The organism is Nonomuraea dietziae (genome assembly GCF_014195505.1).
Taxonomy (GTDB): domain Bacteria; phylum Actinomycetota; class Actinomycetes; order Streptosporangiales; family Streptosporangiaceae; genus Nonomuraea; species Nonomuraea roseola.
Window position 1 is genome coordinate 498,169 of record NZ_JACIBV010000002.1, and the last position, 11,755, is coordinate 509,923.

Below are 11,755 nucleotides of genomic sequence, written 5' to 3' on the forward strand. Positions count from 1 at the left end.
AGAGGGGTCCCCCCAGTGGAGGCGACCATCGCACTGCGGCTGCCCAGGGACGCGGCGAGCGTCCCGGTGATCAGGCAGACGCTCGACGGCACCCTGCGCTCGCTCGGCGTCATGCCGACGATCAGGGACGACATCGAGCTCATGCTCTCCGAGGCCTGCGCCAACGTGATCAAACACGCGACGCCGAGTGACGACTACACCGTGAGCGCCGGCGTCTACAACGACCGGTGCGTGATCAGGGTGATCGACACCGGCGCGGGGTTCGATCCACACCAGGTGCGCGAGCCCACGCCCGGCTCGGAGCACGGGCGTGGGCTGCAGATCATGCGGGCCCTGGCCGACGACATCCGTTTCACCCACCGCAGGGAGCGCGGCACGATCGTCAGCCTGGAGAAGAGGCTGCGCTTCGTCGAGGCTCCCTCGCCGACAGAGCGGCCATGACGGCCAGCGCCCCCAGGACGATCAGGGAGATGATGATCAGGGCGAGCGCGACGAGCCCGAAGACGATCGTCAGCGAGATGGCCAGGCTGAGCAGCGTCCAGATCATGGATCGTGCGCTGCCCGGTTCCTGGTACCTCATGCGCCTTTCAAGTGAGATGTCTCTTCCCAGCGAGCACTCTCAGCCCTGAAGGCCAGGCATCAGGTCGAGCCGGCGCAGGATGACCCCCTCCCGCAGCGCCCACGGGCACAGGTCGAGCTCGCGGATCTCGAACAGGTCCATGACCGCGTCGGCCACGATCGCGCCGGCGGCCAGCTGGGCCGCGCGCCCCTCGGACACGCCCGGCAGCGCGGCCCGCTCCTGGGCGGTCATCCTGGTCAGCTTGACGGCCCACTCGGCCATCGCGCCCCTGGTGAGCGAGCGCGAGACGTAGAGGCCCTCGTTGGAGGGCCTGGCCCCCGCGATCCTGGCCAGCTGCTTGAAGGTCTTGGAGGTGGCGACCGCGCAGTGCGGCTCGCCGTACCTGACCACGTCGCCGACCATGCGGCCGATCTCGGCGCGCACGTGTTTGCGCAGCTTGCGCACCTCGTCGGCGGTGGGCGGGTCGGCGGTCAGCCAGTCGCGGGTGAGCCTGCCCGCGCCCAGCGGGAGGGAGATGGCGACATCGGGCTCCTCGTCCATGCCCGCCGCGATCTCCAGCGAGCCGCCTCCTATGTCGAGGGTCAGCATCCGCCCCGACGACCAGCCGAACCAGCGGCGCGCGGCCAGGAAGGTCAGCCTGGCCTCGTCCCTGCCCGACAGCACCTGGATGTCCACCCCGCAGCGGGCGTTGATCTCGGCGAGCACCTGCACGCCGTTGGCCGCGTCGCGCACCGCGGAGGTGGCGAAGGCCATGAAGTCCTCCACGCCCTTGTCCTCGGCGATCTCCAGCGCCTCGGTGACGAACTCCCCCAGCCGTGCGATGCCCCTCGCCGACAGGCGGTTGTCGTCCTCCAGGTGCTCCGACAGGCGCAGCTCCTCCTTGTGGGAGGAGGCGGGGATCGGCCTGGCCCCTCTATGCGCGTCCACCACCAGGAGATGGACGGTATTGGACCCTATGTCCAGAACGCCTAGTCGCATGGGCGAACGCTATCGCTCGCGAGGCCGTACGGCGAAGCGGACCCCGAAGTGGTCGAGGGGCGAGCGCCGTGACAGCGCGACGACCTCCCTGTCGCGCAGGATCGCGGCGAGCATCTCCGTGGCCGTGAGCAGCGCCAGGTCCTCGCCGGGGCAGGCGGCGGGCCCGTCGCTGAAGGGCACCTCGTCGGTGAAGGAGGTGATGACCGCCGCGATGCTGCCCTCGGGCAGAGTGACACCACGCCAGCGGGTCGGCGCGGTGGTGTCGCGCAGGATGGCCGGCGTGGTGGGCCACCGGCGCAGCGCTTCGAGCACCGCGGCGCGCAGGTGCGCGGGATCGTGCGGGCCCGCGTGGACGGCCGGCAGCGTCAGCGCCCGCCAGGCCGTCATGCCCGCCGCGTCGTAGGCGAACAGCCAGTGCGGAACCTGCCCCTCGGGGTGCACCGCGGGGTCGGTGCGGGTCTGGGCCAGCACGCGTGCCAGGCTGCCCCGCTCGGCCCTGCGCAGGTGCCCCTCGATGCGCCGCTGGAAGGCCACCCGCACGTCGGTCTTGCGGGCGCGCAGGTAGAACCAGTTGGCGTCTGCGCGCAGCCGGTCGAGCAGCCGGGTGACCGCCTCGTCGTCACGGGCCGAGTCGCCCAGCACGATGCGGCGCGTCAGCCTCCGGTGCGCGGCGTGGAAGCGACTCCAGGTCAGCACGCCCTCGGTGGGGAGCGTCGCCATCTCCTGGGCGACCTTCCGCCTGATCTCCTGCGCGAGCGGCTCGGGGCGCAGCACCTCCTCGTTGAAGGTCCTGCGCCGGGCGCGCAGTTCGGGGTCTCTGGTGATGAGCACCGCGTCGGGCTGGAAGTGGCTGAGAGCGCCCCTCTTCTCCCTGTTGGCGGGGGTGAACTCGGCGCCGTGCAGCACCCGCCGCACGTCGGGGCCCTTCAGCGGGATCACCGCCCAGCCGCGCAGCGGGATCCTGATCAGCAGCGGCCCGCCGTCGTGCCTGTCGCGCAGCCGGGCCAGCAGCCGGTTGGCGCGGCTGTCGGCCCCCATGAGCGCGGCCAGCCGCACGCCCAGCCGCCGCCGCAAGATCACCCCCTGGAGCAGGATCGGCAGGGCGACCTCCGCGCCGAGCCGCAGCGTCTCCCACGGCGACACCATTCCCTGCACCCTGGCGCGCCGCCACCTCATCGGCCTGGTCGGGCGCAGCGCGGGATGGTGGTTGCCCGCGGGGTCGAAGGCCGGCATGCCCAGCGCGGGGTCGCGCAGGCGCAGCAGCGCGATCCTGCGCTCGCCCGCCTTGATCGCGAACACGCCCTCGGCCAGGCGGTGGGCGGTCAGCCGCACCTTCCCTTGGCGGTGCCGGTAGCCGCCCGGCAGCACCAGGTCGAGGTCGTGGCCGTCGCCCCCGTCGAGGATCCGCACCAGCGACCGCTCGCCCGCCAGCCGTACGACGGCTTCGCGCGGACCGCCGTCGAGGGCGGGCACGCCGAGCGGCGGGTGCTCCACGACCTCCAGCGTCGCGGTGTACAGCTCGCCCTGGGTGATTGTCGGCATGCAAGGGCGCTTACCCTTCCTGGTGGTCATGACACTCGGAGGGGCTCACGCGCGGCCGCGCCGCGCACCGCCGACACGCCCCGCCCCCCGACCGGCCACACCGGCCTCCGCCGGGCGGCAATACCCTGAGGCAGTGACACGAACTCTTCGTCTGCTGGTGACCGGTGGCGGCACCGGCGGCCATACCTATCCCGCCCTCACCACCCTCGCCGCGCTGCAGCGGCGTCGCATGCCCCACGACGTCCTGTGGGTCGGCACGGCCAGCGGCCTCGAGGCCAGGATCACCGCCGAGCACGGCATCCCGTTCGAGGCGATCACCACGGGCAAGCTGCGCCGCCGTCCCAACCTGCGTGAGCTCGGCACCAACCTGGCGGACCTGTTCCGCATCCCGCTCGGGGTGGCGCAGGCGATCGCGCACGCGGCCCGCTACAAGCCCGACGTGGTCCTGTCGACGGGCGGCTACGTGGCGGTGCCGATCGGCGTGGCGGCCAGGCTGCTGCGCCGTCCGCTGGTCATGCACGAGCAGACCACGGTCGTGGGCCTGGCCAACCGCATCCTGGCCAGGATGGCCACCCGCATCGCGCTCTCGCACGAGTCGTCGCTGGAGTACCTGCCGGCCTCGGTGCGCGACAGGGCGGTCGTGACGGGCAATCCGGTGCGGCCCGAACTGCTGCACGGCGACAGGGCCGCCGCCTACGACCAGTTCGGGCTGACCTTCGAGGTGCCGCTCATCTACGTGACAGGCGGCGCCCAGGGCAGCAAGCAGATCAACACCCTCATCACGGAGATCCTGCCGCGGCTGCTGCCGTACGCGCAGATCATCCACCAGTGCGGGCCCGCGTGGATCGACCAGATGCGCGCCATCGCGCTGCCGCCCCACCTGGCCGAGCGCTACCACCCTGTGCCCTACGTCGGTCCCGAACTGCCCGACCTGTTCGCCGCGGCCGACGTGGTCATCTCGCGCAGCGGCGCGGGCACCGTCTCGGAGCTCACCGCGATCGGCAAGCCCTCGGTGCTGATCCCGCTGATCCCGAGCGGCGGCGACGAGCAGCGCAAGAACGCCGGCTACCTGGCCTCGGCCGGCGCCGCCAGGGCGCTGCTGGAGCCGGGCCCCTCGGCCGAGCTGCTGCTGGCCGAGCTGATGCCGCTGCTGGCCGATCCCGCGCTGCGCGCGTCGATGGCCGAGGCCGCGCACAAGCTGGGCAGGGTGGACGCGGCCGAGATGCTGGCCGACGTGCTGCTGCAGTCGGCCAGGCCGCCGCAGTGACGCGGCGCTCTCAGCTGTCGAGGTAGCGGAAGGCCTCGTGGGCGGAGCTCACGCTCCGCCTCAGCGCCCTCTCCAGCCGGTCGGCGTCCTCCGACAGCCTGGAGATCTCCGGTACGGCGAAGCCGTCCGCTCCCGACTCGGCCACCAGCTCCTCGTAGCGCGGCAGCCTGGCGCGCAGCTCCTCGATCTGGCCGTGCGCGTGGTAGGCCCGCTCGGCCTCGGCCACGTGCCCCGCGTAGCGCTCCAGCGCCTCGACTCTGGCGGCCACGGCCGCCTCGCTGTTGAGCAGCGCCCGTTCGAGCGGCTGCACGGCCTTGGCCACCTCGGGGGCGACGCCGTCGGCGATGAGCTCGTTGTGCTCGGCGCGCAGGGCCGACAGCTTGGCCAGCAGGCGGGCGATCTCCCACTCCTGCTGGGGCAGCATGACGGAGTTGCGCACGTCGTCGAGGAGCCCCTCGGCGTTGACGTGCGAACCGAGGACGGAGTTGATCGCCCGCTGCGTGCGCGCCAGCAGCGGGAGCGCCTCGGCGTCGAAGTCGTCGCGCAGGTAGTAGCGCCCGTCGTACCAGCGGGCCTGCTGGATGAGGTCTCCCTCCGGCTCCTCGTCGCCGGGCTGGATGGCCGACAGGCCCCTGCTGAGCAGGAGCAGCAGGATCGCGCCCGTGGTGAGGATGACCAGGGGGGCCAGGCCGGCCAGGAAGAAGACGAGGTCGAGCAGCACCAGGCCGGCGACGCCCGCCGAGACCAGCCCCCGCGGCCGGGAGTCGTCGTCGAGTTCGCAATCGGGCGTGAGGCCTCGCCTGACCCTGGCCAGCAGCTGGGCGTTCGACCTCAGGCTCCAGGCCACCTCTTCGGGCACGCTCGGGTCGACGACGACTGCCACGTCCTGTCCAGACATTGCTTGGATCATACGCCGCCGCCGGGGCGCACCAGCCCGCTCTCGTAGGCCAGCACCACGAGCTGCGCCCTGTCGTGCAGCCCCAGCTTCGACATGATCCGGTTGACGTGCGTCTTCACCGTCGCGGGGCTCATGAACAGCGTCTCGGCGATCTGCCCGTTGCTCTGTCCCTGCGCGATCCTGCCCAGCACCTCCCGTTCGCGCGCCGTCAGCGCCGTCAGCCTGCTCTCGTCGCGGCGCGCCGCCGGCCTGGCCGCGAACTCCTCGATGAGCCTGCGCGTCACCCCAGGAGACAGCAGCGCGTCGCCCCTGGCCGCCACCCTGACGGCCCGCCGCAGCTCGGCCGGCTCGGCGTCCTTCACCAGGAAGCCGCTGGCCCCCGCTCGCAGCGCCTCGTAGACGTACTCGTCGAGGTCGAAGGTGGTCACCACGACAACGCGCGAGGTGCGGGCCGCGACGATCCTGCGGGTGGCCTCCAGGCCGTCCAGCTCGGGCATCCTGATGTCCATCAGCACCACGTCGGGCCTGAGCGCGGCGGCCTGCCGGACGGCCTCGCGCCCGTCGGAGGCCTCCCCCAGCACCGACAGGTCCCGCTCGGTGTCGAGCAGCGCGCGCAGGCCCGCCCTGACCATGGGCTGGTCGTCGGCGAGCAGGACGGTGATCATGCCGGCAGCCACGCGGCCACGCCGAAGCCGCCCTCCGGCCTGTCGCCGGTGCTGAGCGAGCCGCCGACGGCGGCCACCCGCTCGGCCATGCCCGCGAGGCCGTGTCCCGCGCCCCCGCCGCCGCGCACTCCCCTGCCGTCGTCGACGATCTCCACGACCAGCCCCCCGCTCTCGTAGCGCAGCGTCACCTGCGCCGCGGCTGCCCTGGCGTGCCGCACGGTGTTGGTCAGCGCCTCCTGCACGATCCGGTAGGCGGTCAGCTCGACCACCGGCGGGAGCGGCCGTCTGTCGCCCTCGAAGGCGAGCCGCACCGGCAGCGCGGAGGATGCGACGAGCTCGCCGACCCTGTCGAGCCCCGGCATCGGCGACCTGCCAGCTTGCTCGCCGTCGGCGTGACGCAACACCCCGAGCAGCCCCTTCATCTCGGACACCGCCTCACGGCTGGCCGTGCGGATGACGCCCAGGGCCGCGCGCGCCTCGGGCGGCCCGCCTGCGCGCTCGACGGCCTCGGCCGCGACGGCGGCCTGCAGCGCGATGAGCGAGATCGTGTGCGAGGTGACGTCGTGCAGCTCCCTCGCGATCTTGAGTCGTTCGTCGCGGGCGCGCCTGCGCGCCTCCTCCTCGCGGGTGCGCTCCAGCTCGGCGATGTAGCCGCGCCTGGCCCTCGACGCCTCGGCCAGCTGCCCGGTCAGCGCCACGACCAGCGCCCAGACCAGCAGCGCGCCCAGGTTGCCCGCGTCGTAGGCGAGCATGGCCCCCGCCGCGGGGAAGGCGACGAGGAAGGCGGCGCCCGCCCAGCCCTCGCGCCTGCGGCCCTCCGCGATGGCCGTGAACATCGCGATCAGAGCGGGGACGGCCCACAGCGCGTAGGCGTAGCCGAGGGCGAGCACCACGGCAGCGGCCAGGCAGCAGACCGCCACGCTCACCTCCGGCCTGCCACGCAGCCAGGCCAGGCCGAGCGCGGTGGCGCCCAGCAACGCGTAGCCGAGCGCGTCGAGCGGGCGGGCGCCGTGCTGGTTGCCCTGAGCCATGATCGTGGAGATGACGACGACGACGGCCGCGCAGGGGACGAGGACGTATCTGGTCACATCGCCAACGTAGGCCGCCTCCTCCGTCGGGGGCATCCACCCCATGCGGTATTCACGCCTTCATGACGCCTACGTCGAGCACGCCTGAACGGCCGTCCAGCATGGCGCGCCGAGCCTGCCGTACCGCCTCGAGGACGTTGCCCGCGGCGCTCGGGGAGTCCTCGACGCTCATGCGGAGCTCGATCTCCATCGTGGTGCCGCCGAACGCCTCGCCCTCCAGCCTGATGTAGGCGATCTTCCTGTCGGCCAGGAAGGGGATGTACTCGGCGCCGACGTGGACGTTGCCCTCGGCCGACATGCCCTTGGCCTTGGTCGCCTTCTTGCCCGCCATCCTGGCGGGGTCGCGCATGGCCCTGAAGTCCATGTTGCCGCCGGCATTGAGCTGGTAGGTGTCGCGTAGCCGTACCCCTGCTCTGGTCAGGGTGTCAACGAGCGCGCGGTGCACGAGCGTCGAGCCGAACTGGCTCTTGAGGTCGTCGCCCACCAGCGGCAGTCCCGCCGCCTCGAACCTGCCCGCCCATTCGGCCGAGCGGGCCAGGACCGCGGGCATGCAGTTGACGAACGCGCAGCCGGCCAGCAGCGCGGCCTCGGCGTACAGCTCGGTGGTCCGCTGGTGCCCGACCGGCAGGAAGCTGACCAGGACGTGCGTGCCGGTGGCGCGCAGCCGCTCGGCGACCGCCTGGGGGGTGGCCGAGCCTCTGGCGTCCTCCAGGTCGCCGAAGTCCTCGCCGAGAACGCCCTCCTCCACGGGCACTCCCAGGTGCGGCACCTCGGCGAAGACGGCGGCGTTGTTGGGCGCGGCCCAGATCGCCTCGGACAGGTCCTTGCCGATCTTCGCGGGCGTGACGTCGAAGGCGGCGGTGAAGACCACGTCGCCCACGGCGAAGCCCGCGCTGTCGGGGTAGTCGCTGCCCCTGTAGAACTTCACACCCTGCACCAGCGAGGAGGCGCAGTTGCCCACGCCGACGAGACCCACATGTACTTTGCTCATGATTGGTACATCTTGCACAGGTCCGCGACCGACTGCCGCATCAGGTCGCGCAGCTCGGCCGGGGCCAGCACCTCGACGCTCGCGCCCATCCGCAGCAGCAGCCAGCTGGCGTGCCTGACCGACTCGATGGGCACGGTCACCGTCCGCCACCCGTCGGGGTCGGGCTCCGACATCGGCACGGGCATGCTGAGGGTGTACTCCAGCAGGCTCTCCGCGCCTGGCTCGAATCTGATGACGGCCTCGGCGGTGTACATCTTCTGCCTGAAGTCCTTGGCGTAGGCCTGCCAGAACTCCGCCAGCTCGAAGCCGGGCGGCCGCTCGAAGCGGCCCTGCAGGGTCTCCATCGCCAGGATGCGCGAGACGCGGTAGGTGCGCGGGTCGCCGCCGGGCGGGGCGGCGACCATGTACCACGAGCCGCCCTTGAGGACCAGCCCGTACGGATGGATCACCCTGTCCACCTCCTGGCGCCCCCACCGCCGGTACCTCATGCGCAGCGGACGCTGGTCCCACACCGCCTCGGCCACCTCGGCCAGGTGCGGCACGTCGTCGGCGCCCCGGTACCAGCCAGGCACGTCGAGGTGGAAGCGCTCGCGCATCATGGTCGCCTGGGAGCGCGGCTCGGGCGGCAGGGCGGCCAGCAGCTTCAGCTCGGCGTTGGCGGCCACCTCCCCGAGGCCCAGCTCGGCCGCGGGTCCTGGCATCCCGGCCAGGAACAGCGAGGAGGCCTCGGCGGCGGTGAGCCCGTTGAGCCTGGTGCGGTAGCCGTCGAGCAGCTGGTAGCCGCCCGCCGGGCCGCGGTCGGCGTAGACCGGCACACCGGAGGAGGACAGTGCCTCGACGTCGCGGTAGACGGTCCTGACCGACACCTCGAGCTCCTCGGCCAGCTCGGTGGCGGTCATACGGCCGCGCGTCTGGAGCAGCAGCAGGAGGGAGAGCAGACGGCTGGCGCGCATGTCCCCATTGTGTCCTCAGGAAAAAGAGGTTGAGCCTCACCTAACGGGAGCCTCTAGCGTCCTCGGCATGAAGTTCACCGTTCACGACACCTTCTCCGCGATGGCCGACCTGCTGGAGCGTCCTCTCGAGGAGCGCCCCGCCCTGCTGACGGCGATGCTGGCGCCCATGCGGGCCTCCATCCCCATGCCGGGCGACAGCGTCGACCTGCATCACATGGGCTCGGGCTTCCGCGTCGACCGCGAGGACGGGCGCTACCTGCCCGCCGTGCGAGACCTCGTCGACAGGGACGTCAAGGGCCGCATCGAGCGGGCGCTGGCCGACGCCGCCGACCGCCTCAGCGGCTTCGACGGCCCCGACCACCTGAACGTGATGTTCGTTCTCGGCGACCCCGACGACGACTACCTCATGGACGCCGCGGGCGGCTACTACGGCATGGGCTCCTACGGCGACTGGCTCTACGTCATCGCCTGGCCCCGCGAGGACGTCATCGACAGGATCGCGCACTGCGCCGTGCACGAGTTCCACCACAACGTCCGCTTCCGCAACGTCGAGTGGAACCCCGAGACCGTCACCGTCGGCGAACACGTCGTCGCCGAGGGCCTGGCCGAGGCGTTCGTCCGCGAGATGGCGGGCCCGGAGGCGATGGGCCCGTGGACGACCCGCCCGCTCGCCGACGAGGTCTTCGCCAGGATCGAAGCCGATCTCGACCTGGCCGGCATGCAGAACACGCCCGCGTACGTGCTCGGCGACTCGGCGATGAGCAGGTTCGGCCAGGAGCCGCGCGGCATCTCCGACATGGCGGGCTACCCCGCGGGCCTGCGCCTGGTCGAGGCGCACCTGGAGGCCACCGGCATGTCGGCGACGGAGTGCACCGCGCTGCCCGCCGAGGAGATCCTCAAGGCCTGGCGGGCGCGGTCCCGGTAGGCAGGCTCATCCCGGGAGCTGGGGTGCGGGTTCATCCGGGCGCGGGTTCATCGGTTTCATCCGGGGGCGACGAAGCCCGACTCGTAGGCGGCGATGACGGCCTGGGTGCGGTCGCGGGCGTCGAGCTTGGCCAGCACGTTGCCGACGTGGGTCTTGACCGTCTCCTGGCTGACCACCAGCTCGGCGGCGATCTCCCCGTTGGAAAGACCCCTGGCCATCAGACGCAGCACGTCGCCCTCGCGCCCCGTGAGCCTGCCGATGCCGGGCACCTGCGCCGTGTGACTGCGCGTGGCCGCCAGCGCGCGGATCGCGGCGGGGAACAGCAGCGCCTCGCCCGCGGCCACCACCCGCACGGCTCGCACCAGGTCGTCGGGCTTGGTGCGCTTCAGCAGGAAGCCGCTCGCCCCCGCTCTCAGCGCGTCGTAGACGTAGTCGTCGTTCTCGAACGTCGTCACGACGAGCACCTTGGGCGGGTCGTCGAGCGCGACCAGCTGCCTGGTGGCCTGGATGCCGTCGACGCGCGGCATCCTGACGTCCATCAGCACCACGTCGGGACGCTGCGCGCGCACCACGGGGACGACCTCGGCGCCGTCGGCCGCCTCGCCGACGACGCTCAGGTCCGGTTCGGAGTCGACGATGATCCGCAGGCCGGTGCGGATGAGGGCCTCGTCGTCGGCGATCACGACCTTGAGCATCACACCCCCGACCGTAGCGGCAGCCGCACCGACACCTGCCACTCGCCCGCCTCCACGGGGCCGGCGTGCAGCGTGCCGCGCAGCAGCCCGACCCGCTCCCTCATGCCGGCGACGCCTCTGCCGCCGCCGTGCCCTCCGGCGCCCGCGGCGTTGGTGACCTCGATGCTCAGCTGGTCCTCCCGCACGGCGGCGGCCAGCCGTACGGTGCCGTGGCCGTGCTTGATGGCGTTGGTCAGCGCCTCCTGGACGATCCTGTATGCCTCCCTCGAGATCACCGCGGGCACCGCCGAAAGGTCACCCACCTCGCGCGTGACGTCGGCGCCCGAGGTGCGGATCAGCTCGTCGAGGTCGGCGAGGGTCGCCTGCGGCGCCCTGGCCTGCGGATCCTCCCTCAGGACGCCCAGCACGTGGTCGAGGTCCTCCAGCGCGGCCCTGGCCGACTGCTCGATGGCCTCCAGCGCGATCCTGGCGGTCGCGGGGTCGCGGTCGAGCACCCTGCCGGCCGCCGCGGCCTGCAGGGTGACCACGCTCAGCGCGTGACCGACGGAGTCGTGCAGTTCGCGGGCCAGCCTGTTGCGCTCGGCGAGCGTGCGGGCCTGCTCCTCGGCGAGGGCGAGCCGGTCGGAGGGCGAGGGGCCGAGCAGCACGGGCGCCAGCCTGGCCAGCAGCGCGCCCGCCCCCTGGACCAGCGCCACCAGCAGGACCAGGAAGGCGAGCCCGCCCAGCGGCCACCAGCCGAGCGGGGTGCCCTGGCCGAGGATGCCGAACCTGTCACCGGTGAAGGGCACGGCCATCGACCACACCACGAACGGCACGATCGCCAGCGTGACGCCGCTGACGACCCCGCCCACACCCAGGTGCAGCGTGAACCACGCCGCCATGCGCCTCCGCTCGGCCCAGGTGCGGGCGCGGCGGGGCAGCGGGTCGATCCGCACGCCGAGCAGCCCCTCGGCCGCCGACACCTCGAAGGCGCGCAGCGGCAGGAACAGACCCGTCAGCGCCACCACGGGCAGCACCGCGACGAAGACCAGCACGTCGATGGGGAGGAGCAGGTCGGCGCCCACTCTGCCGACCGTGCCGCTGACCAGTACCCCGAGCATCATGTACGGCATCAGCAGCGCCCCACCGAGGACGAGGCAGGCCCATCTGCGGGCGACAAGGGTCCATCTCACA

At 72.4% G+C, this 11,755-nt stretch carries 13 protein-coding genes; 4 read left to right on the plus strand and 9 right to left on the minus strand.

Annotated elements, in window-relative coordinates:
- Positions 1-15: 15 nt before the first annotated feature.
- Positions 16-441: an ATP-binding protein gene (locus FHR33_RS45015; protein WP_183661515.1), complete on the plus strand. Its 426-nt coding sequence runs from the start codon at positions 16-18 to the stop codon at positions 439-441.
- Positions 438-629 carry a hypothetical protein gene (locus tag FHR33_RS45020; protein WP_183661516.1) on the plus strand — a complete coding sequence of 64 codons (192 nt, stop codon included), beginning with the start codon at positions 438-440 and terminating at the stop codon, positions 627-629. Before FHR33_RS45015 ends, FHR33_RS45020 begins: the two co-directional genes overlap by 4 nt.
- On the opposite strand, the gene FHR33_RS45025 is transcribed toward FHR33_RS45020, so the two are convergent.
- Both FHR33_RS45025 and FHR33_RS45030 read right to left on the minus strand, forming a co-directional pair.
- Positions 620-1,558 (minus strand): Ppx/GppA family phosphatase, encoded by a 939-nt coding sequence (locus FHR33_RS45025; protein ID WP_183661517.1) that lies wholly within the window; start codon positions 1,556-1,558, stop codon positions 620-622. The genes FHR33_RS45020 and FHR33_RS45025 overlap by 10 nt on opposite strands.
- Positions 1,559-1,567: 9 nt before the next feature.
- Positions 1,568-3,100: a cytochrome P450 family protein gene (locus tag FHR33_RS45030; protein WP_183661518.1), complete on the minus strand. Its 1,533-nt coding sequence runs from the start codon at positions 3,098-3,100 to the stop codon at positions 1,568-1,570.
- Between the two features lie 133 nt (positions 3,101-3,233).
- On the opposite strand from FHR33_RS45030, the gene murG reads away from it, so the two are divergent.
- Entirely contained in the window at positions 3,234-4,367 is a 1,134-nt protein-coding gene (murG, locus tag FHR33_RS45035) for an undecaprenyldiphospho-muramoylpentapeptide beta-N-acetylglucosaminyltransferase (protein WP_312896066.1), read from the plus strand.
- 10 nt (positions 4,368-4,377) lie between these two features.
- Here murG and FHR33_RS45040 read toward each other — a convergent pair whose 3' ends face one another.
- From FHR33_RS45040 to FHR33_RS45060, 5 genes are read right to left on the minus strand one after another with little or no spacing between them, the layout of a single operon-like run.
- A complete protein-coding gene (locus FHR33_RS45040) occupies positions 4,378-5,265 on the minus strand; it encodes a hypothetical protein (protein WP_183661520.1) in 888 nt (295 codons plus the stop codon).
- 8 nt (positions 5,266-5,273) lie between these two features.
- Positions 5,274-5,930 (minus strand): response regulator, encoded by a 657-nt coding sequence (locus FHR33_RS45045; protein WP_183661521.1) that lies wholly within the window; start codon positions 5,928-5,930, stop codon positions 5,274-5,276.
- The gene (locus FHR33_RS45050; protein ID WP_183661523.1) at positions 5,927-7,018 is read right to left on the minus strand and encodes a sensor histidine kinase; all 1,092 of its coding nucleotides are present in this window, start codon (positions 7,016-7,018) and stop codon (positions 5,927-5,929) included. The genes FHR33_RS45045 and FHR33_RS45050 overlap by 4 nt, the downstream gene beginning before the upstream one ends.
- 52 nt (positions 7,019-7,070) lie before the next feature.
- Positions 7,071-8,009, minus strand: coding sequence for an inositol-3-phosphate synthase (locus FHR33_RS45055; RefSeq protein WP_183661525.1), 939 nt, complete (start codon positions 8,007-8,009; stop codon positions 7,071-7,073).
- Positions 8,006-8,962: a helix-turn-helix transcriptional regulator gene (locus FHR33_RS45060; RefSeq protein ID WP_183661527.1), complete on the minus strand. Its 957-nt coding sequence runs from the start codon at positions 8,960-8,962 to the stop codon at positions 8,006-8,008. The genes FHR33_RS45055 and FHR33_RS45060 overlap by 4 nt, the downstream gene beginning before the upstream one ends.
- Before the next feature lie 67 nt (positions 8,963-9,029).
- Between FHR33_RS45060 and FHR33_RS45065 the strand changes: the two genes are divergently transcribed.
- Entirely contained in the window at positions 9,030-9,887 is an 858-nt protein-coding gene (locus FHR33_RS45065) for a DUF2268 domain-containing putative Zn-dependent protease (RefSeq protein WP_183661529.1), read from the plus strand.
- 56 nt (positions 9,888-9,943) lie between these two features.
- On the opposite strand, the gene FHR33_RS45070 is transcribed toward FHR33_RS45065, so the two are convergent.
- Together FHR33_RS45070 and FHR33_RS45075 are read right to left on the minus strand one after the other, a co-directional pair.
- Positions 9,944-10,582 (minus strand): response regulator transcription factor, encoded by a 639-nt coding sequence (locus FHR33_RS45070; RefSeq protein WP_221242628.1) that lies wholly within the window; start codon positions 10,580-10,582, stop codon positions 9,944-9,946.
- On the minus strand, positions 10,582-11,754 hold the full coding sequence (locus FHR33_RS45075) for a sensor histidine kinase (protein ID WP_312896067.1): 1,173 nt from the start codon (positions 11,752-11,754) through the stop codon (positions 10,582-10,584). The genes FHR33_RS45070 and FHR33_RS45075 overlap by 1 nt, the downstream gene beginning before the upstream one ends.
- Position 11,755: the final 1 nt, after the last annotated feature.